Origin of the sequence: Maribacter aquimarinus, assembly GCF_047345505.1 — a bacterium.
GTDB lineage: Bacteria > Bacteroidota > Bacteroidia > Flavobacteriales > Flavobacteriaceae > Maribacter.
Window position 1 is genome coordinate 11983 of sequence record NZ_JBLFEO010000021.1, and the last position, 19727, is coordinate 31709.

The window sequence follows — 19727 nt, forward strand, 5'->3', positions numbered from 1 at the left end:
GGGCCCGTGGCCGTTTTTATTTTTCCAGCTGCCGTAACTGTTCCGTTACTATTTTATAATCGTCAAAGTCCTCGCGCACCCCATTGGTTTCCTGGTAGGTCTCATGGCCCTTCCCGGCCACCAGGATAATATCATTGGGGGCCGCCATTTGGCAAGCCGTCCTTATGGCCTGCAGGCGGTTCTCTATGGCCAGCACCTTTCTTTGGTCCTGCGGCCCCACGCCGGCGTTGATCTCCTCAATGATCTTGGAGGGCGATTCCGTTCTGGGATTGTCCGATGTAAAGATGACCTTACTGCTCATCTCGGCTGCGATTTTGCCCATTACCGGACGCTTTGAGCTGTCTCTGTCGCCACCACACCCCACAACGGTGATGACGTTTTCATTTCCAGTTCTCAATGTGCCGATGGTATCGAGCACATTCTTTAAAGCATCCGGCGTATGGGCATAATCAACAATAGCCGTAATGTTGTCCTTGGAGACATAATATTGAAACCTTCCGTCCACCGTCTCCAGTTCGCTCAACAACCTCAGCGTTTCCAGGGTTTCCAGTCCCAGAAGGTGGGCCGTGGCGTAGATGGCCAGGACATTGTAGGCGTTAAAATGGCCTATGAGCTTGGTCCATAGTTCATTCTCGTTCACCTTGAGCAACTGCCCATCAAATTGGCCTTCCAAGATCTGGGCCCTGTAATCGGCATAGTTCTTTAAGGCATAGGTGAACTTTCTGGCCTTGGTGTTCTGGACCATCACCAAACCGTTCTTGTCATCTATGTTCGTTAGGGCAAAAGCTTGCTTTGGCAGTTGATCGAACAACATTTTTTTGGCATCCCTGTAGTCGGCAAAGGTCTTGTGGTAGTCCAGATGATCATGGGACAGGTTGGTGAAAATGGCCCCGGCAAAGGTGAGTCCCTCCGTTCTTCTTTGGTGTATGCCGTGCGAACTGGCCTCCATAAAGCAGAACTCCACCCCTGCCTCGTTCATGAGCTTCAGGTGCTTGTTTATGGTGATGGCGTCCGGCGTGGTGTGCGTTGCAGGGTAGGCCTTGTCCCCGACCATGATCTTAATGGTGCTGAGCAGCCCTACTTTGTATCCGGCTTTTTTGAAGAGTTGGTAGAGCAAACTGCTCACCGTGGTCTTTCCGTTGGTTCCCGTGACCCCCACCAATTTCAAGTTCTTTGAGGGGCTGTCATAAAAATTGGACGCCATGATGGCCAGGGCGCTCTGCCCACGGTCCACTTGCACGTAGGTAACCTGGTCTTCCAGATGTTCCGGCATGTCCTCGCAGACAACCGCAATGGCCCCGGAAGCCAGCGCATTGGCAATATGGTCGTGCCCGTTGGCCAGGGTGCCCTTGATGGCCACGAACACGGCGTCTTGGCCAATCTCCCTACTGTCAAAGCACACTTGCGCCACGGGCAGGTGGGTACTGCCGCTCACGGCCCTTAGGCCCACTCCGAACAATATGTCCTTCAATAGCTTCATGAGAGTTCCAAAACAATTTTTTCCACCTGCTCCAGGTCGGTGCCCTGCACCACGGATTGTGCCTTTACCTTGCCGTTGCCCTTCACTTCTACCTTAAGCCCCAAATTTTCGAGGATGGCCACGGCATCCATACCGCTCATTCCACGTACGTTGGGCACGCTTGCGTAAGCTTTCGAGGCCTCTTCGTAGTAGGTGCCATAAGCCTGGTTCAACTTGGCCGCCATGACCTCCCTTACATCCACCTCATCCGTAAGGGGCGATGTGGCGTACACCTTTTGGGCCACGGATTTAAAGACGGGGCCAGACACATCGGCCCCGTAGTAGCCAAGACCCCTGTCCGGTTCATGGATCACCACGATACAGGAGTATTTTGGGTCATCTGCGGGAAAGTAGCCCGCAAAGGTGGAGATGTACTGTAGTTTGTCCGGGTCTTTTTCCACGTAAAACTTTTGTGCGGTGCCCGTTTTGCCAGCCATGGAAAAATGGGCAGAGTACAACCTGTGCCCTGTACCCTCTTCTTTTTCCACCACGTTTTTAAGCAATTGCTGTACTTTTTTGGCGGTTTCCTTACTGCAAATGGCCGGGTTAAGGACATCTTTGTTGAACTTCTTAATGGTACGGTCCCATTCCTTCACTTCCTTTATGAGCCTTGGCCGCACCAACTCGCCATCATTGGCTATGGCATTGTAAAAAGCCAACTGCTGCAAGGGCGTCATGGCCACCTCGTACCCATAGGCCATCTGGGCCAAGGAAAGTCCGGACCAGCCCTCGTCCCCTGGGTAGCGCAGCACGGGAACCCCCTCGCCCTTTATGGGCAACCCCAGTTCCTTGTGCAGGCCCATGGCCATTAGCCGGTTCACATACTTTTCCGGGCGGTCTTTATAAGCCTCGTTCACCACTTTGGCAAATGCCGTATTGGAAGACACCTCAAAGGCCCGGCCCATGGATATCTTCCCAAATCCGCCCCTTTTGGCGTCCCTTACCGTATGCCGGTAGATCTTCCAGCGGCCCTTTTCCGTGTCCACAACGGTGTTGGTATCAATGACCTTGTCTTCCAATAGGGCCACCATGTTCATCAACTTAAAGGTGGATCCAGGCTCATGGGACTCTCCTATGGCGTAGTTTAAGCGCTCATAGTACTTCCCTCCCTTGGTACGGCCCAGATTGGAAATGGCCTTGACCTCACCGGTCTTGGTCTCCATGACAATGACGGTGCCGTGATCGGCCTTATATTTTTCCAACTGCCGCAACAAGGCGTGGTGGGCAATGTCCTGTATGTTGATGTTTATGGTGGAATAGACATCATAGCCATCCTTTGGCTCCACCATGTTGTTCATCCCTATAGGCTTCCACTGTCCCTTGGCTATTTTTTGTTTCATTCGCTTGCCGGCCACCCCGCGCAAGTAGTCTCCAAAGGCGCCTTCCATGCCCACCCGGGTGCGGTAACCGTTTTCGTCCTCGCGCTCATAGCCCACGCTGCGCTCCGCAATTTTTCCCAGGGGGTGCTCCCTTTTGGTCTGCTGCTCCACAATGAGCCCTCCCTTGAAACTACCTTTATTGAAAAGCGGAAAGGACTTTACGGCCATGTACTCCGAGTAATCCAGATTGCGGGCCACCAGGGCATAGCGGTTCTTGTTGGCCCTGGCCTTTCTGAGCAATTGGGCATAATGCCCGGACGGCTTGCCCAGCAGTTTGCCCAGTTCCACCGCCAAAGGCTGCACCCCTTCGCTAAAATCCTTCTGGGAGACGGTCATTGCATCAAAACGAACGGTATATCTGCTCACGGAGGTGGCCAAGAGACTGCCATCGTCCGCGTACAGGTTTCCACGGTTGGGGTCAATGGTCTTCATCTCGGTGGTACTCGCTTTGGCCAGCTCAATATAAGTATCGCCCTCCACCACCTGAATGGAAACAAGCTTTAGCACCACCGCAAGACCAAACAGCCCCAGTGCGCCGGCCACAAGGTACAATCTGTTCATAATGCTTTTTTCGGTGGTTGGCATACTAGCGGTTCGGGGTTATATGGGTTACTATGATCTTCTTTGGGGGCGCACTGGAGGGCTCCAGGCCTTTCTCGGCAAGCGCCCCCGTAATCGTCGATTCCAACTTTAACTGCTGCACATCAGAGCGCACATCCACAAACTCGTTCCTCAGTTCACGTACCTCCTCGCTCAAGGCCGCGATCTTGTGCACCTTCTTTTCGGCACTGTGGGCACTGGAGATCATGATGGTGGCCAGAACGGACATAAAAATGATGAAGAGCCAGTTCTTGGGCGCGGCGTCCCCGCTCACCAAGAACTCTCCCCTTAACAAATCCATGAAACGTGCTGTCATCTTCATTACAACCATTTAAATTGTTGGCCCTTGTTTCTTTTTTGTTCCCAGTTTCTCCGCCAGGCGCAGCTTTGCGCTCCTGGCCCTATTGTTCCTGGCCACCTCCTCCTTGGTGGGAACGATCAGGGCGCCCACTTTTCCCAAGGGCACCAGCTTGTTGCCGTAAAAATCCTTCTCTGGCTCCCCTTGGAACTTGCCGGAACGTATAAAATTTTTTACCAAGCGATCCTCCAAAGAGTGATAGCTTATGGCGCTTAAGCGACCGCCCACCGATAGCAAGCCGGGCACCTGCTCCAAAAACTCCTTGATCACCTGCACCTCTTGGTTCACCTCTATCCTAATGGCTTGGTACACCTGGGCCAAGATCTTGTGCCGTTTGTGCGCCGGAAGAAATGTTGCCAAGGCGGCCTTGACGTCTTCCGTGGTGGACAAGGGCCTTAGCTCCCGCTGTGAAACAATGGCCCTGGCCATGGCACCCGCGTTTCGCAGTTCCCCAAAATCAAAAAGCACCCTTCTTAGGTCTTCCTCACTGTAGGTGTTGAGCACGGTGTTTGCGGACAAGGTGTTTCGCCGGCTCATCCTCATGTCCAGCTCCGCTTCAAACCGTGTGGAAAAACCACGGTGTGCCTGATCGAACTGGTGGGAAGAGACCCCAAAATCGGCCAAAATACCATCTACCTTCTTTATGCCATAGAACCTCAAAAACTGACCGATGTACCTAAAGTTCTCTTCAATGAGAACAAAACGGGGGTCGTCCAGAACATTTGCCCTTGCGTCCTCATCCTGGTCAAAGGCGTACAGACGGCCACCGGGGCCCAGCCTGTTCAAAATCTCACGGGAATGCCCGCCACCGCCAAAAGTTACATCCACATAGGTGCCGTCTTCCCGGACATTGAGCCCATTGACAGCTTCGTGCAACAACACCGGATCATGATACACTGCCTTTGCCATTGTCCAGATTCATTACCCTTTTGGCCAATTTTCGCTTCTCCTTCTTTGATGCGGAGACTTTCTCCGTATATTTCTCCCGGTCCCAGATCTCCAGGCTCTTGCCCAAGGGGGCAATGGTGACCTCCTTGGAAATGCCGGCCATGGACACCAAGTCCTTGGGGATGAGCAGGCGACCGGACCCGTCCACCTCCACACGCCGTAGGCCCGAGGTGTACATTCTTATGAAATTCAGGTTCTTCTCATCAAACCTGCTTTTCTGATTGAGCTCCCGCATGACCCGCTCCCATTCATGGGCCGGATACAGCTCCAAACAATCTTCGTAATAGGATTTTTTGATGTAAAAACCATTTTTTAAAATGGGGTCCATCTGGTCGCGCAGGGCCACGGGCAACAACACCCTGCCCTTGGCGTCTGCCTTGCAATAGAAAACCTCAAAGAAAAAAATGTCCAAATCCCCTTGGTTGATTATAGGTACCAAATATATTCATTTCTTTCCCACTTTTTACCACAAAATCCCACATTGTTGATAAATTATGGATTTTTGACCCTAATTTTGGGTCAATTTTGGTTCAAAACCACTTTTTTGAAGCCCATTTGTTTTGGCGGAAACCCCAAAAGCACCCTCCCCGAGGGCCAAAAGTTTCCCTTTCCCTAACATTGAAATGCCTATATTTGCGCAATAACCAGTGCCATTCTGAATGCAAGACGAAGTTATCAAGGACGGAAAATTCAGGTATATTGAAAAAGGTGACGGAACCCCCATTATTATATTGCATGGCCTTATGGGCGGTTTGAGCAATTTTCAAGGGGTCACGGAATATTTTCCAAAAAAGGGCTACAAGGTGCTCATCCCCGAACTGCCCCTTTATGACATGCCCATGCTCAAGACCACCGTGAAGAATTTTGCGAAGTACCTGGAGCAATTCATCAAATACAAGAATCTGGACCAGGTAATTCTCTTGGGCAACTCTTTGGGCGGGCACATTGGCCTACTGCACACCAAGCTCTACCCGGAACTGGTCAAGGCCCTGGTGATCACCGGAAGCTCTGGCCTCTACGAGAGCGCCATGGGGGATGGCTATCCCAAACGGGGCGATTATGAGTTCATCAAAAAAAAGGCCCAAGACGTTTTCTACGACCCCAAGGTGGCCACCAAGGAAATTGTGGACGAGGTCTTTGCCACGGTAAACGATCGCATTAAGCTGGTAAAGACACTGGCCATTGCCAAAAGCGCCATTCGGCACAACATGAGCAAGGACCTGCCCAAGATGAAAACACCCACCTGCATCATTTGGGGAAAGGAAGATGCCGTGACACCGCCCAATGTGGCCGAGGAGTTCCATGACCTTCTGCCAGACTCGGAACTCTATTGGATAGAGAAGTGCGGCCATGCCCCGATGATGGAGCACCCAGAACAGTTCAACCAGATACTGGACGCCTGGCTGCAGCAAAGGAAATTCTAGAGCGCCATGAAAATCACGTCGGCCGATTTTGTGATGAGCAATACGGAGGTCTCCAAATGCCCCAATGAGCCCCTTCCGGAGTATGCCTTCATCGGCCGGTCCAACGTGGGAAAATCCTCGCTGATCAACATGCTCACGGGACGAAAGAGCTTGGCCAAGACTTCCGGGAGGCCGGGAAAGACGCAGCTCATAAATCATTTTAAGATCAACGGAAATTGGTTTCTGGTAGATTTGCCGGGCTATGGGTATGCCAAGGTCTCCAAGCGGGACAAGAACACCTTTCAGAAATACATCCGCCATTATTTCCTGCAACGGGAGCAGTTGCTGTGCTCCTTTGTTTTGGTGGATATACGGCACCGCCCCCAAAAAATAGACCTGGACTTTATGCAATGGCTGGGGGAAAACAACGTGCCCTTTGCCATCGTGTTCACCAAGGCCGATAAACTGAAGCCCAAGGTGATCGAGGAACAGGTGGCCGGCTACCTGGACACCTTGCTGGAAGAAGCATGGGAAGAGGCCCCGCCCCATTTCATTACCTCATCATCGCAAAAAACCGGAAGGGAAACGCTTTTGGGGTACATAGACGGCATCAACACCTCTTTTTTTAATGCCTCCACCACCTAGAACCAACCCTGAGGCACTGCCTTTTGGCACGAACAAGCATTAACTTCATCACGCCCCAATAGACCCCAACAATGCCTTAAAATTTCCACTGCGGCCACAGATCCCCGCAATATCGATCGCTGGGCCGGCTTCCGCCCGATCATGATGGCGATGACCATACCTGAATGGAAACGCCTTGATTTGGTTGGAGGTTGCCCCCTCATTCCCAAAGACCACCATATCGATTGGGCCATGAACATTAGGCGTCCAAAGCCAAGGTCTTTTCCAAAGAGGCCATAAGGGCTTCGGCGGTCTGCATGGCATTCAGGTCCGATGTGTTCACCACGACTTCCATACTGCCCGCATTGTCCAGCAGCACAATGGGGAAAGTGAATTTATGGCCAAATTTGGAGCGATGGTACTTAAGAAAATCGTCCTTGTACACAAAATCCAGGGCGTAACCCGAAGCCATCAGTTTTTTTCTGAATCGCTTCCATTTGGATCTCTCAAAAAAGGGGCCGTGGGTCAACGAGCACAGCTGGCACGCATAGGTACTTGGCCTAAGTATTTTGTGGGCGGCATCCAACAGACCGTTCTTGGCTCCGCTCTCGGCATTGTAAACAAAGATCAGGGTGTGCTTCACGGCCATCTTTTATGATAAAAGTAATACATTTAAGGTGCAATAAAGCCCGATCATGCATCCAAAACTCCTTATGTGGCCCCTAGTGGCCGCCCTGCTCCTGACCCAGTGCAACACCAAGCAACCCAAAAAAGACCAGATGCCCTTGGTACGCCCCCCTTTTGAACACCTGGACACACTGGCCACCAACGACTGGTGGAACCGGGCACCCAACCCGATCATTGACCTAAAGGTTGATCGGGACAGCGTTCTTGCCTTTGGCATCTACACCCTTTCCAACGACATTTTAAAGCTCAGCGCCCAGGCCTACCCCCTTTACCCGGATGAAGATCGAGAAGTGCATTTGGAAATTTACAAAGACCGGGCCTGGCAACGAATGGCCACGGAGCGCATTAACGACCTGGGGTGGTCCGCCACCTTTAAAATGACCAACTGGGACAGCTCCCGGGACTGGCCGTACCGTTTGCGACACGGCAAGAATGCCACCTACACGGGAACCATAAGAAAAGACCCCAAGGACAAAGCGGTCATTTCCATGGCGGCGCTATCGTGCAACAGCAACAAGGACAGGGGCATGCGCAACAACTATGTGCGCAACATCAACCACCAGGACCCGGACATCATCTTTTTTTCGGGGGACCAGTCTTACGATCATTCCGAACATACCGCCGCCTGGCTAAAATTTGGAAAACAGTTTCGGGAAACCTTTAGGCACCGGCCCTGCATCACCATTCCGGACGATCATGACATAGGCCAGGGCAACCTTTGGGGCGAAGGGGGCAAAAAATCCGTGAGCAAGGGAGGGCCGGACGGTGGCTACACCTACCACCCGGAATATGTAAATATGGTGGAACGTTGCCAAACCGCCCATTTGCCAGACCCCTATGATGCCACCCCAGTGGATCGCGGCATTGGCGTGTACTACACCAATTTGCTCCTTGGTGGGGTGGATTTTGCCATTTTGGAAGATCGGAAGTTCAAGTCCGGGCCGGAAGGAAAGATTCCGCAACAAGGCCCCAGACCGGACCACATACGCGATCCGGAGTACGAGCCCAGTTCCATAGACCTCCCCGGGCTGACCCTTTTGGGAAAACGGCAACTTGATTTTTTGGAAGATTGGGGGCAGGACAACCCCACCCACCTAAAAGTAGTGCTGAGCCAGACCGGCTTCTGTGGCGGGGCCCACATACACGGTAGGCCAGACAACCGCCTGCACGCAGACCTGGACAGCAATGGCTGGCCGCAGACCGGCAGAAACAAGGCCCTGGCACTCATTAAGAAAGCCAATGCGGTGCATGTTGCGGGAGACCAGCACCTGGCCACGGTAATTCGGCACGGAATAGAGGAATTCCGGGACGGCCCCTGGGCTTTTGTGGTGCCGGCCATAGTGAACGATTATTACAGCAGATGGTGGTGGCCAGAGGAAGAACTGCCGGGAGCAAACCCCAACACGGCCACAAGCCTTCCCTGGACGGGCGACTATGTGGACGGTTTTGGGAATAAAATAAGCATCATGGCCTACGCCAATCCGGAGAGCGACTCTTATGGGGCAGGGTACGGACTGATCAAGTTTAACACGGAGACCAGGGAAACCACGTTTGAGTGCTGGCCCAGGGAAGCGGATGTGACCCAAGCCAATGCGTCACAGTTTGAAGGTTGGCCCATTGTGGTGCCCCACGAATAGGGCCGTGTACCAATGAAACGCCGGCCTTGGGAGCCATTTGGCGGGCTCCACCAAAAAAATGAGTGGTAAGGGTATGGCCAACGGGTTGGGCCACCGATCGTTCGCAGACCGCCAAAAGGGAGCGCTCCCTACTTTTTTCGCAACTCCATTTTCTCTGCAAAATAAGCGCAGAAGTCCTTCATGGTGGCCGTCATCTTTTCATCCTGTGTGGCCTTCATAAAAGTGTCCGTCATGGCCACCAGGGTCTGGTGGAAAAACGTTTTCATCTCATCTACTGGCATGTCCTTGGTCCATAGGTCTATTTTGAGCGATTCCTGGTTTTTACTGTCCCATACGGAGAGCAGCATGGCCTTGGCTTCCTCGTTGTTTACGCCCCCATCTTCGGCAGACCAGTTCAGTTTTTCGGGGACACGATTTTCATCGAGCCCCACGGTGAGGGTAATTTTGGAGGTGTGTAGCGTTGCCATTCAGTTTCGTGGTTTGTAGTTCGATTTTTTAAAGAGTTCCTCGGCGGGCATGGCCATCATCTGCTCCAACTCCACCCCATTGTTTTCCATAAAGGCCCTGACGATCTGCCAACCAATGAAACGGCCCAGTTTGCCCGGCGATTCAATATCCAGCTCCAAGCCAAACTTGGAGAAGGGGGCCACGTCCAAAAAGCGTTGGTCCAGCTTTAGATCGGTGCTGTAAAGGTGCTCCTGCTCCATAAAATTGCGCCAAATGGGTTCCTCGTTGGCCAAGGCCCAGTCCATTTCCTCTTGGGTATAGCCCATTTTAACGGCGTCATCTGCCTGGGGCATCAACAGGTCCTTAAGGTAGAGCTGCTTTCCAAAATAAACCATACGCGCCAAAAAGGTGCGGTCCCTGGGCCTGGGCACCAAGGGCTGCACATAGGCACTGGCCACATCGCTCACCAAGAACCGGCGGTCCAACATTTTGGCAATATAACGCTGAAAACCACCATAGTACTTATGTTCTGGCCCCAGGTAATTGTCCAGCCCAATGAACAATAGGGTATCGGCCAGAATAATGCGGTTTTGGTAATCCACGTCATTCGTTACCGTAATGACCTTGGGCGTGGGCCGGGTTGGAAAATAGTACTTGGCGTGCTTAAAAAATTGGGTCAGCTGCACCTCTTCTTCCTCAAAGGCACTGAAAACGTTGCCCACTTCCTGGAAAAGTTCCCTTTGCAGGGAATCTTGCATCTTGGCGGTCCAGACGCTGTCCGGTGCCGGAAAGAGATAAGGATAGGCCTTGCGCAACTGGGGCAGTCCCTCGGCGCCCGCATTGGCAAATTCACGATCAAAGCGCTTCAATTCCAGTTCCAAGGGCAATTTGGCAATTTCAGCGGCCACCTTGTCCCTACCGTCACAGGCAAAAAGCAGCGCAAAAACCAAGAATAATGCAAAAATGGCCTTGGGCAGGGGAAGAAGTCCAAATATGTTTTTATTATTCAAGGGCTAGGTTTATTTTTAGGGCAAAGTTAATTCATTTATTAAATATCCAAACCCCAATGAAGACGGAAAAGGTTATTGAGCACATTGTAGCGTGGTTAAGGGACTACGCCGTGAACGCCAAACAAAAGGGCTTTGTCATAGGCGTTTCAGGGGGCATAGACTCTGCACTCACCTCTACCCTTTGCGCCAAGACGGGCCTGGAACTGTTGTGCCTGGAAATGCCCATACACCAGGCCGCGAACCAAGCTAGCAGGGCATCGCGCCATATAGATTGGCTACAGGGGCAATTTTCCCAGGTGAACAGACTGTCCGTGGAACTCACCCCGGTCTTTGACACCTTGGTGGCGGCCTTCCCGCCCGTGGAGAAGGAGGAGGATCGCTTCATGTCCTTGGCCAATACCCGTGCCCGACTCCGGATGACCACCCTGTACTATTTTGCCGCCCTGCACCGCTACCTTGTGGCGGGAACCGGCAATAAGGTGGAAGACTTTGGCGTGGGCTTCTACACCAAGTACGGGGATGGGGGCGTGGACCTGAGCCCCATTGCGGACCTGATGAAGACAGAAGTGCGCCAACTGGCGCAACACCTGGGGGTGAACAGGGAAATTTTGGAAGCGGCCCCCACTGACGGCCTTTGGGGAGACAACCGTACGGACGAAGATCAGATCGGCGCCAGCTATCCGGAACTGGAATGGGCCATGGGCATGGCCGACGCCGGAAAGACCGCCGAGGATTTTACCGGTAGGGAGAAAACGGTGTTTGCCATCTATAAAAAATTGAATACCTTGAACCAGCATAAAATGCTTCCCATACCCATTTGCACCATTCCGGAAGCGTTAAAATGAACCACTCAACTATCAATCAGGTAGATAAATCGAATTTTTACCCACAAAAACCTGTTTTTATTAAAATAAATCCATCTTTGTCTTCTTAATTACAATAATTACCCTTACTTTGCGTGTAAGTCTTTATAGACATACATTGTGCTCGGGAAGGCCAAAACCAAACAATTATGATTAAAGTCTTGATAGCGGACAACCACCCCATTGTAAGAATGGGTGTTAGGAGTGTCTTGGAAACCGCCGAAGGGTTCGAGTTAATGGACGATGTCTCCACCACGGACGCGCTTTTTGAAGTATTGGAAAAAACGACCCCGGATGTGGTGATGTTGGAAATGGACATTCCCGACATCAATGGCATTGCGGCACTGCGCAGGATCAAAAAAGAACATCCCAATGTAAAGGTATTGATGTACAGCGGGCAGTCCGAAGATGTGTATGCCCTGAGCGCCATCCGTGCGGGTGCCTTCGGTTACCTTTCAAAATCATCGGATGTGGACTACATTCTCACCGCCGTTAAAAAAGTGAGTGAGGGCAGCATGTTCATTACCAATGAACTGGCCCAACGGTTGGCCTTTGACGAGGGCACCAAGAAACCCAGAAGGTTCTTTAGAAAGCTCTCCACGCGTGAGGTGGAGGTGCTAAAGCTCCTGGCCAGCGGAAAAAGAAACAAAGAAGTGGCGCAGGGCCTTAACCTGAACGAAAAAACCGTGAGCACCTACAAGGCGCGCCTCATGAAGAAACTCAACGTGGACAATATGGTGGACCTCCTGCAACAGGCCAAGGCCTTGGAGCTTTACTAGCCCAGTTTTATATCGATCAAATGGGAACCTGCACCGAAACGTGCAGGTTTTTTTTTTAAGACAGTACGCGGTTCAACTTGGCATTGAGCAATTTGTTCAGCTGCAGATAGTTCATGATCTCCTCCAAGATCTCGGTATTGCCCACATCCTCCTTTTCTTCTTGTGTGGCCTGCTGTAGCTGGGCTATTCTGCCTTTAATGAGATTACAGCGCAGGGTGAGTATGGTCTCGCCCACCAATTGGGCCACGCCCACTTCTTTTTGCTTCGGGTAGATATCCTTCCGTTCCCAGTCATGCAACACATAGCGTTCCTCTTCCATCAATATGGAAGACGCCTCTGTCATGCTCTCTTGGTCCAGCTCCGCCAGAAAGCCCTTGATGCTAAAGGAATCATCAGGGGCCGAGGTGTTCAGTTTGTCCATTATTTTGTGGTACAGTTCCTTGAAAGCGGTATTGGATAGCTCGATCTCGTCTTCCTGAAGGTCCAGATACACCTTCTCGTACACCTTGGCCTCCATTTCCTCAGGTTCCAAAACCAACTCGCCGGCCTCATTTTCCTTGAGCACCAAGTCCTCAAAGGTTTCCTTGCGGTTGCCGTACAACAACAACAGCTCTATGATCTTGCGTTCCAGAAGGTACTGCACATCGACCTTATCGGCCACGGCCTCGTTCTTGACCACATCAAAGGCCTTCTGCTCCTTTTGTTGCTCTTTTTTGGCATTGGCCAGGTCTTTTTTGGTGATCTGAGCCAAGGTGCTGAACAGTACTGCCTCGGTCATGTTCATGATCTGCGCACATTCCTGTACGTAGATCTCACGCTTTATGGCATCGGGTATCTTGGCAATACTGTTCACAATGTCCCGTACGGTCTCTGCCCTTTTTATGGGATCGTTATTGGCCTCTTGCACCAGCAGGGAGGCCTTGAACTGTATAAAATCCTTGGCATTTTTCTCTAAATATTCGCGCAGCTCATCCAGGGAATTGTTCTTGGCAAAACTATCGGGGTCCTCGCCCTCGGGAAAGGTACAGATCTTAACGTTCATGCCCTGTTCCAATATGAGGTCTATGCCCCGCAACGAGGCCCTTAGTCCGGCCGCATCGCCATCAAAGAGCACGGTAATGTTCTTGGTGAGCCGGCTAACAAGGCGTATCTGTTCCGGGGTCAGGGCCGTGCCACTGCTGCTCACCACGTTCTGCACACCACGCTGAAAAAACTGGATCACATCGGTATAGCCCTCCACCAGATAACAATTGTCCTCCTTGGCAATGGCCTGCTTGGCAAAGTAAATGCCGTACAGCACCTTGCTCTTGTGGTAGATATCGCTCTCCGGGGAGTTTAGGTATTTGGCCGCCTTCTTGTCGTTTCCCAGGATCCTGCCACCAAAGCCCAATACCCTACCGCTCATGGAGTGTATGGGAAACATGACCCTGCCCTTGAAGCGATCAAAGGTTTTGGTGGCACCAGAGCCGTCCTGCTCCTTTACAATGGTGAGGCCCGTTTTCTCCAAGTAGGTAAGTTGGTAGGCTGCCTCCAGTGCCGCTTTGGTAAAGCCGTCCCACTGGTCCAGGCAATAGCCCAGACCAAACTTTTTAGTGGTGGCCTCCGTAAACCCGCGTTCCTTGAAATACGTGAGCCCTATGGCCTTGCCCAGCTCCGAGGTCCATAGCATGTCCGCAAAATACTGCTGGGCATACTCGGACACCAGGTACATGCTCTCGCGCTCATTGGCCTGCTCTTTTTGTTCATTGGTCTGCTCGGTCTCCTCTACCTCTATGTTGTACTTTTTGGCCAGGTACTTAATGGCCTCCGGATAACTGAAATGCTCATGTTCCATGAGAAAGGCCACCACGTTGCCCCCCTTGCCACTGCTAAAGTCCTTCCAGATCTGTTTTACGGGAGACACCATGAAGCTGGGCGTGCGCTCATCGGTAAAGGGGCTCAGGCCCTTAAAGTTGGAACCGGATTTCTTCAGCTGCACAAAATCGCCGATCACCTCCTCCAAACGGGCCGTCTCATAAACTAGATCAATGGTGGTCTTTGCGATCATACGGTATGGTGCCCCCTTTTGGGGCCATTGGTTTTTTGTGTACCTTCCATCATCAAAAGTACTATAAAAATGATTCTTTTTTTTGGCACCAGGCCCGGAAAGACAGAACAGAGGCCCATGCGGCATGCACCCTGCCCCCATTGCGGCCAAACCGGCACCTTGATGCTCTCGCGCCACAGCAACTATTTTCACCTTTTTTGGATAAAACTGTTCAAGATCTCCAAAAAAAGTGCCGCGGAGTGCAGCCATTGCAAACGGGTGTATTTCCAAGAAGAGTTCAGCGAGGCCATGCTGCGCGAATTGGGGCATTGAAAGCGATGCGGCCCTTGATGGGACGGAACAAAAAAGATCCGCCCGGTGCAGACGAATCCTTTTTGCATGCACTCAAGGGCCTGCCCTACAGATCGAACCGCAGCCCTAGCGAAACATTGCGCTGCGCCACCTCGGCATTTCCAAAAATGGGGTTTAGATCGTACTTCAGGTAGAGCAAGATACTGTCAAAACCGGCATAGGCACTTAGCCCATAAACAAAATCATTGGTGTTGTAGCCGCGTTTTAACTTGTCCTTTACCTTGTCTCCATTGCGATCGTACTTCAATTTTTGCCGCGCGCCCAAATTGATGCCGCCGTAGCCGCCCAGCCCAAACCTGAACTGATTGCTCAGGGAGTAGCGAATGGATTCGTCGGTCTGGCGCTTCTTGGAGGGGCCAAATTCAAAGTGCACGGGAAAGACCAGGTTGTCCGTGCGAAATTTGGATTTGTCCAGATCAAAGGAGAATTCTTCCAATTGCGCTTGCCCATCGGCATCGATCACAAAATATTGGTTGTCCTTGGGCTTTAGCCCGTTGAACTGGAAGGACACCCCATAATTGAGTCTCAAAAAATTGGAGTTTTTAAACACCCGGGTACGCCACTGCCAGCCCATCTCAAAGAAACGGCTGCCGCCCACTTTATAGGGCGTGTCCTGGAGGGACCGGCCGTCTATGATGGCGTTGTTGAGGCCAGCGGCCCAAACAAAATCGGAATAGGTGCGCCGATCGTACTTCACTTTTTTGTTCTTGTTGATGTTCTCCATCTTCATTCCAAAAAGGCGGTCGCCACCATCGTCAGAGCCCCAATCAATTTGAATTCTTGGTAGATTTCCCAAGGTGTCCAGCTCCAGCACATTGCTTCCATTCCGGTTCAAGAGCCGTATCCTATTGTCTATGATGGCAACCCTGTCCTCAATGTTCAGGGCCCGCTTTTCAGCGGCGGCCTTTTTCAGTTCCTGGGCCTTTTCCATGGTAATGCTGCCCTTTTCCAAACGTTTGTTTATTTCCTCCACCTCTATTTTCAGGGCCTCTTTTTCCTGTTTTATGATGTTCTGTTTTTGCTTTTCCAATAGGGCCAATGGTTCTCCCCCCTCTTCTTGGGCCACAAGGTGTTGGGAAAGGAACAACAAAAAAAGGGTGAGCAGGTAAAAAAATACAGTTTTCATGTCTTGATCGATTTTAAATTGATGATTGATTTGATGAATAAACTCCTCTGTGCACCATTTGATGGGAAGGGTGCATCGCTTTTGGAACACGTCTTTTTATTGCCGATCGGCAACGGCCGTGCGCATTTTCAAGAATCCTGATTTGAGGGATTCAAAAATTTGGTCTCTGTAAGACCGGTCCAGTTCTTCCTCCACCTCGGTAAGCAGGGCCATGGCATCCACGGAGCGTTCCGGCCCCAGGGCCCGGTTGCTGAGAATTTCCATTTGGGCCAGGCGCAGTAGGGAGTCCACCTCGGCATCCGTAACGGCACCGTTGCGCTCCAACAGGGCCACTTGGGCCGCCACCTGGTCTATTTTTTCCATAATGAGGGCTTCCTGGGGCCGTTGGGGCAAGGGCAGGGCGTTGGGCGCGCCGATCGCGCCCTCCAATACCAGCGCTTCCTCTATCGCATCCCGTTTCCCAACGGTATCCCCTACATGGGAAGCGCCCTCTTTAACGGGCGCAACGGCAATGGCATTATCCCTTTTGCCCTGTTGTTCCAAAGCCTGCCCCTCCTGCTCCAATGAGGGGGCACCGCCGGGCCGTGCCGGCACATCCTGTGATCTCACGGGCACCTCCACCACCTGTGTTTCCGTGGCAATGGGCCGCTCCCCTTCCGTAGGCCACAGGTACAGCGCCAGGACCAGTACGGCAGCGATCGAGGCGGCGAGGCCCCACCGCCAATGGCCGCTCCCTTTCCCGTCCGAACCGGAGCCCATGCCCGCGGCAATGCGTTCCCAAGCCTCCGGAGATGGCTGGATTTCCCTATCTTCCAATTTGGATTTTATGTACTCCTCAAATTTATTTGGTTCCATAGCCAATGATGTTTTGTTTTTTCAACTGTTCCTGTAGCGTCCTCCTGGCCTTTAGCAACTGTGTTTTGGAGGTGCTTTCGGAGATTTGCAGCAATTCCGCAATTTCGTGGTGCTTATAGCCTTCCACGGTATAGAGCACAAAAACCGCCTTATAACCCTGTGGAAGGGCATCTATTAGGAGTTGAATGTGCTCCGTGTCCAGATCGGACACCGCATCCGTGCCTACGGTCCCCTGCTGCTGGCACAGATCGTCATCATAGACCACAAACTGCTGCTTTCTTAAATAGGAGATGCTCTCCCGCACCATGATGCGCCGTACCCAACCCTCAAAGCTGCCCTGAAACCTAAAGGTGTGCAGCTGGGAGAACACCTTTAAAAAGCCCTGCACCATCACATCCTCCGCAAAATGCACATCCTTTACATACTGGCGGCAAACCCCCAACATCTTGGGCGCATGGGCGCGGTACAAACGTTCCTGGGCATCTGCACGGCCGGCCACCGCTTTCTTTATGAGCTGCTTCTCGCTGGTATAAAAGGGTATGATCTTCACGGTCTTTTAAGGTCTTCCATTTAAATAGACGCAGTAGGCGACAAGATAGTTGCCCGGAACGTCAAAAAAAAGGTAAAAAAGAACGGAATCCCAAGGAAGATGTGCGGCAAGCTGGGAAAAACGTCCCATTAAAGGCCATCCGTGTCCCTTCTGTACCGGAAAAGATGCCCAAGCCGTGCTGCCCCTTGGATGGGCAAGTAAGGTTCAAGGTTCATTGGAGCAAAGTTGCGCCACTTGGCGTATGGCCACCAACGCAAACCGATTTATGGCACCTAGTTCTTCCGTTCCACCACGTAGTTCACCATGAGCTCCAGGGCACTCCTGTATTGGGAATCGGGATAGTCTTTTAAGAGCTCCAGGGCGCTGTCCCTATAGGTCAACATTTTTTGTACGGCATACTCCAGGCCGCCCTTCTCCTTTACAAAGGCAATGACCTCCTTGACCCTTTTCTTGTCCTTGTTATGGTTTTTGATGGAGTTGATGACCCATTTCTTTTCTTTTGCAGAGCAGTTGTTGAGGGCATAAATGAGCGGTAGGGTCATTTTTTGTTCCTTGATATCGATACCGGTGGGCTTGCCAATGCGCTCGTTGCCATAGTCGAACAGATCGTCCTTGATCTGAAACGCCATTCCGCAGCGTTCCCCAAATTTTCTAAAGGTCTCCACCGCCGGGGTGTCCGGTTTTACGGAGCAGGCCCCCAGGGCACAACAGGCGGCGATCAGGGTAGCGGTCTTTTGGCGTATAATGTCGTAATAGACCTCCTCGGTAATGTCCAACCGCCGGGCCTTCTCTATTTGGAGCAGCTCGCCCTCGCTCATCTCCCGAACCGCCACCGAGATAATACGGAGCAGATCAAAATCGCCATGGTCTATGGAGAGCAAGAGCCCTTTGGAAAGCAGATAGTCTCCCACCAAAACGGCAATTTTGTTTTTCCAGAGCGCGTTTATGGAGAAAAAGCCCCTTCGCTTGTTGCTCTCGTCCACCACATCGTCATGCACCAGGGTGGCCGTGTGGATCAATTCAATGACCGAGGCGCCCCGGTAGGTCCGCTCGTTAACGCTGCCCTCATTGAGGAGCTTGGCCGTGAGAAAAACGAACATGGGCCGCATCTGCTTGCCCTTACGGTTTACAATGTAGTGGGTAATTCGGTTAAGCAGGGCCACCCTTGAGGTCATGGACTCCCGGAACTTGGTCTCAAAAAGATCCATTTCCGCGGCAACCGGCTCTTTGATTTGGGCTACTATTTTCAACCTATGGGGCTTTGGGTTCAAATTTAACGAAAAGCAAGCAGTAAACCGTGTACCCAAACAGGATATCGGCCCAAAGTGCCCTTGTGGCGGCGCAACTGCCCACTGCAGCCCCCGCAATGGGTTCATGTGGCACAGCCCAACAAAGAACTTACGATGGCAAAGTTCCCCTTGAAATGGGGCACTGCCCTGACGGCGCTGTCCGGTAACCTGCCGCCATCCTAGGATTTGTTGGCCAACTGTCCGCAAGCAGCATCAATGTCCTTGCCCCTGCTCCGGCGCACGGTAACGGTGATGTCATTGGCCTCCAAGGTGCGCTGGTACATCTGCAGGGCCGCATTGCCCGCCTGTTTAAACTTCCCATCATCTATGGGGTTGTACTCTATGAGGTTTACCTTGGACGGGGCAAAGCGGCAAAAGGCCACCAGGGCATCCACGTCTTTTTGGGTATCGTTTATGCCTTCCCAGACCACATATTCATAGGTAATGCGGCTCTTGGTCTTGGCGTACCAGTAGATCAGGGCCTCTCGCAGGTCTGCCAAGGTAAAGGTGGCGTTAAAGGGCATGATGGAAGTCCTGATGGCATCTATGGCCGAATGCAGGGAAACCGCCAACTTAAAGCGCACCTGCTCATCGGCCATGCGCTTGATCAATTTGGGCACCCCAGAGGTGGAGACCGTGATGCGCTTGGGAGACATGCCCAAACCCTCGGGAGAGGTGATCTTGTCTATGGCCTTGAGCACATTGTTATAGTTCATGAGGGGCTCTCCCATGCCCATAAAGACAATGTTGCTCAAGGGCCGATCAAAATAGAGCCGGCTTTCATTGTCCATGGCCACCACCTGGTCATAGATTTCGTCCGGGTTTAAGTTGCGCATGCGCTTTAGGCGCGATGTGGCGCAAAAGGTGCAGTCCAGGCTGCAGCCCACCTGACTGGACACACAGGCGGTTGTCCTGGTCTTGGTGGGAATGAGAACGGACTCCACCACCAGATCGTCATGGAGGCGCACCGCGTTTTTAATGGTGCCATCGCTGCTGCGCTGCATCTGATCTACCTTGATGTGGTTGATCACAAAGTGCTCTTGTAGCATGGTGCGTGCGGAGAGGGAAAGGTTGGTCATCCCGTCAAAGGAATGTGCAGACTTCTGCCAGAGCCATTCATGGACCTGGTTGCCACGAAAGGGCTTTTCGCCTTTGTCCACAAAAAACTGCCGTAGCTGTTCCTTGGTCAGTGCCCTGACATCCTTCTTTTTAACCGTCATCTTTCCTTCAATAAAAATCCCTCTTGCCACAACTA

At 52.0% G+C, this 19727-nt stretch carries 20 protein-coding genes; 6 read left to right on the plus strand and 14 right to left on the minus strand.

What is annotated here, in order from left to right:
• Positions 1-16 precede the first annotated feature (16 nt).
• From ACKWCC_RS14180 to ACKWCC_RS14200, 5 genes are read right to left on the minus strand one after another with little or no spacing between them, the layout of a single operon-like run.
• Positions 17-1480: a UDP-N-acetylmuramoyl-L-alanyl-D-glutamate--2,6-diaminopimelate ligase gene (locus ACKWCC_RS14180; protein WP_413996609.1), complete on the minus strand. Its 1464-nt coding sequence runs from the start codon at positions 1478-1480 to the stop codon at positions 17-19.
• Entirely contained in the window at positions 1477-3483 is a 2007-nt protein-coding gene (locus ACKWCC_RS14185; RefSeq protein WP_413996610.1) for a penicillin-binding protein, read from the minus strand. The genes ACKWCC_RS14180 and ACKWCC_RS14185 overlap by 4 nt, the downstream gene beginning before the upstream one ends.
• A gap of 1 nt (position 3484) precedes the next feature.
• The gene (locus ACKWCC_RS14190; protein WP_413996671.1) at positions 3485-3814 is read right to left on the minus strand and encodes an FtsL-like putative cell division protein; all 330 of its coding nucleotides are present in this window, start codon (positions 3812-3814) and stop codon (positions 3485-3487) included.
• A gap of 15 nt (positions 3815-3829) precedes the next feature.
• Entirely contained in the window at positions 3830-4765 is a 936-nt protein-coding gene (gene rsmH, locus ACKWCC_RS14195) for a 16S rRNA (cytosine(1402)-N(4))-methyltransferase RsmH (RefSeq protein ID WP_413996611.1), read from the minus strand.
• On the minus strand, positions 4743-5243 hold the full coding sequence (locus tag ACKWCC_RS14200) for a division/cell wall cluster transcriptional repressor MraZ (RefSeq protein WP_413996612.1): 501 nt from the start codon (positions 5241-5243) through the stop codon (positions 4743-4745). Before ACKWCC_RS14200 ends, rsmH begins: the two co-directional genes overlap by 23 nt.
• Positions 5244-5463: 220 nt before the next feature.
• On the opposite strand from ACKWCC_RS14200, the gene ACKWCC_RS14205 reads away from it, so the two are divergent.
• Together ACKWCC_RS14205 and yihA are read left to right on the plus strand one after the other, a co-directional pair.
• Entirely contained in the window at positions 5464-6228 is a 765-nt protein-coding gene (locus ACKWCC_RS14205; protein ID WP_413996613.1) for an alpha/beta fold hydrolase, read from the plus strand.
• Positions 6229-6234: 6 nt separating this feature from the next.
• Positions 6235-6852: a ribosome biogenesis GTP-binding protein YihA/YsxC gene (gene yihA, locus ACKWCC_RS14210; protein WP_413996614.1), complete on the plus strand. Its 618-nt coding sequence runs from the start codon at positions 6235-6237 to the stop codon at positions 6850-6852.
• Positions 6853-7090: 238 nt separating this feature from the next.
• Here the strand turns inward: yihA and ACKWCC_RS14215 are convergent, their stop codons facing one another.
• Positions 7091-7480 (minus strand): GTPase, encoded by a 390-nt coding sequence (locus ACKWCC_RS14215; RefSeq protein ID WP_413996615.1) that lies wholly within the window; start codon positions 7478-7480, stop codon positions 7091-7093.
• Positions 7481-7526: 46 nt separating this feature from the next.
• Between ACKWCC_RS14215 and ACKWCC_RS14220 the strand changes: the two genes are divergently transcribed.
• Positions 7527-9155, plus strand: a complete 1629-nt coding sequence (locus tag ACKWCC_RS14220) for an alkaline phosphatase D family protein (RefSeq protein WP_413996616.1) — start codon at positions 7527-7529, stop codon at positions 9153-9155.
• 128 nt (positions 9156-9283) lie between these two features.
• Here the strand turns inward: ACKWCC_RS14220 and gldC are convergent, their stop codons facing one another.
• The gene (gene gldC, locus ACKWCC_RS14225; protein ID WP_413996617.1) at positions 9284-9622 is read right to left on the minus strand and encodes a gliding motility protein GldC; all 339 of its coding nucleotides are present in this window, start codon (positions 9620-9622) and stop codon (positions 9284-9286) included.
• Positions 9623-10579, minus strand: a complete 957-nt coding sequence (gldB, locus tag ACKWCC_RS14230) for a gliding motility lipoprotein GldB (protein WP_462042965.1) — start codon at positions 10577-10579, stop codon at positions 9623-9625.
• 89 nt (positions 10580-10668) lie between these two features.
• Here gldB and nadE point away from each other — a divergent pair, with 89 nt between their 5' ends.
• Both nadE and ACKWCC_RS14240 read left to right on the plus strand, forming a co-directional pair.
• Complete coding sequence (gene nadE / locus ACKWCC_RS14235) at positions 10669-11457, plus strand: NAD(+) synthase (RefSeq protein ID WP_413996619.1); 789 nt, start codon at positions 10669-10671, stop codon at positions 11455-11457.
• Between the two features lie 167 nt (positions 11458-11624).
• The gene (locus ACKWCC_RS14240) at positions 11625-12254 is read left to right on the plus strand and encodes a response regulator (RefSeq protein WP_413996620.1); all 630 of its coding nucleotides are present in this window, start codon (positions 11625-11627) and stop codon (positions 12252-12254) included.
• Between the two features lie 55 nt (positions 12255-12309).
• On the opposite strand, the gene dnaG is transcribed toward ACKWCC_RS14240, so the two are convergent.
• Positions 12310-14301, minus strand: a complete 1992-nt coding sequence (dnaG, locus tag ACKWCC_RS14245; RefSeq protein WP_413996621.1) for a DNA primase — start codon at positions 14299-14301, stop codon at positions 12310-12312.
• A 69-nt stretch (positions 14302-14370) separates the two neighbouring features.
• On the opposite strand from dnaG, the gene ACKWCC_RS14250 reads away from it, so the two are divergent.
• Positions 14371-14613, plus strand: a complete 243-nt coding sequence (locus tag ACKWCC_RS14250) for a zinc-ribbon domain-containing protein (protein WP_413996622.1) — start codon at positions 14371-14373, stop codon at positions 14611-14613.
• 85 nt (positions 14614-14698) lie between these two features.
• On the opposite strand, the gene ACKWCC_RS14255 is transcribed toward ACKWCC_RS14250, so the two are convergent.
• The 5 genes from ACKWCC_RS14255 to rlmN form a co-directional block, all read right to left on the minus strand.
• On the minus strand, positions 14699-15778 hold the full coding sequence (locus ACKWCC_RS14255; protein WP_413996623.1) for a hypothetical protein: 1080 nt from the start codon (positions 15776-15778) through the stop codon (positions 14699-14701).
• Positions 15779-15874: 96 nt separating this feature from the next.
• Positions 15875-16633 carry a hypothetical protein gene (locus tag ACKWCC_RS14260; protein ID WP_413996624.1) on the minus strand — a complete coding sequence of 253 codons (759 nt, stop codon included), beginning with the start codon at positions 16631-16633 and terminating at the stop codon, positions 15875-15877.
• Complete coding sequence (locus ACKWCC_RS14265; RefSeq protein WP_413996625.1) at positions 16620-17183, minus strand: RNA polymerase sigma factor; 564 nt, start codon at positions 17181-17183, stop codon at positions 16620-16622. The genes ACKWCC_RS14260 and ACKWCC_RS14265 overlap by 14 nt, the downstream gene beginning before the upstream one ends.
• Before the next feature lie 272 nt (positions 17184-17455).
• On the minus strand, positions 17456-18433 hold the full coding sequence (locus ACKWCC_RS14270) for a polyprenyl synthetase family protein (RefSeq protein ID WP_413996626.1): 978 nt from the start codon (positions 18431-18433) through the stop codon (positions 17456-17458).
• Positions 18434-18651: 218 nt separating this feature from the next.
• Positions 18652-19692: a dual-specificity RNA methyltransferase RlmN gene (gene rlmN, locus ACKWCC_RS14275; protein WP_413996627.1), complete on the minus strand. Its 1041-nt coding sequence runs from the start codon at positions 19690-19692 to the stop codon at positions 18652-18654.
• Between the last annotated feature and the right edge of the window lie 35 nt (positions 19693-19727).

Excerpts from the sequence above, each read along its gene's own strand:
- ACKWCC_RS14180 (WP_413996609.1), bottom strand. The coding sequence starts at position 1,480 with ATGAAGCTATTGAAGGACATATTGTTCGGAGTGGGCCTAAGGGCCGTG.
- ACKWCC_RS14185 (WP_413996610.1), bottom strand. The coding sequence starts at position 3,483 with ATGCCAACCACCGAAAAAAGCATTATGAACAGATTGTACCTTGTGGCC.
- ACKWCC_RS14190 (WP_413996671.1), bottom strand. The coding sequence starts at position 3,814 with ATGACAGCACGTTTCATGGATTTGTTAAGGGGAGAGTTCTTGGTGAGC.
- rsmH (WP_413996611.1), bottom strand. The coding sequence starts at position 4,765 with ATGGCAAAGGCAGTGTATCATGATCCGGTGTTGTTGCACGAAGCTGTC.
- ACKWCC_RS14205 (WP_413996613.1), top strand. The coding sequence starts at position 5,464 with ATGCAAGACGAAGTTATCAAGGACGGAAAATTCAGGTATATTGAAAAA.
- yihA (WP_413996614.1), top strand. The coding sequence starts at position 6,235 with ATGAAAATCACGTCGGCCGATTTTGTGATGAGCAATACGGAGGTCTCC.
- ACKWCC_RS14215 (WP_413996615.1), bottom strand. The coding sequence starts at position 7,480 with ATGGCCGTGAAGCACACCCTGATCTTTGTTTACAATGCCGAGAGCGGA.
- ACKWCC_RS14220 (WP_413996616.1), top strand. The coding sequence starts at position 7,527 with ATGCATCCAAAACTCCTTATGTGGCCCCTAGTGGCCGCCCTGCTCCTG.
- gldC (WP_413996617.1), bottom strand. The coding sequence starts at position 9,622 with ATGGCAACGCTACACACCTCCAAAATTACCCTCACCGTGGGGCTCGAT.
- nadE (WP_413996619.1), top strand. The coding sequence starts at position 10,669 with ATGAAGACGGAAAAGGTTATTGAGCACATTGTAGCGTGGTTAAGGGAC.
- ACKWCC_RS14240 (WP_413996620.1), top strand. The coding sequence starts at position 11,625 with ATGATTAAAGTCTTGATAGCGGACAACCACCCCATTGTAAGAATGGGT.
- dnaG (WP_413996621.1), bottom strand. The coding sequence starts at position 14,301 with ATGATCGCAAAGACCACCATTGATCTAGTTTATGAGACGGCCCGTTTG.
- ACKWCC_RS14250 (WP_413996622.1), top strand. The coding sequence starts at position 14,371 with ATGATTCTTTTTTTTGGCACCAGGCCCGGAAAGACAGAACAGAGGCCC.
- ACKWCC_RS14255 (WP_413996623.1), bottom strand. The coding sequence starts at position 15,778 with ATGAAAACTGTATTTTTTTACCTGCTCACCCTTTTTTTGTTGTTCCTT.
- ACKWCC_RS14260 (WP_413996624.1), bottom strand. The coding sequence starts at position 16,633 with ATGGAACCAAATAAATTTGAGGAGTACATAAAATCCAAATTGGAAGAT.
- rlmN (WP_413996627.1), bottom strand. The coding sequence starts at position 19,692 with ATGACGGTTAAAAAGAAGGATGTCAGGGCACTGACCAAGGAACAGCTA.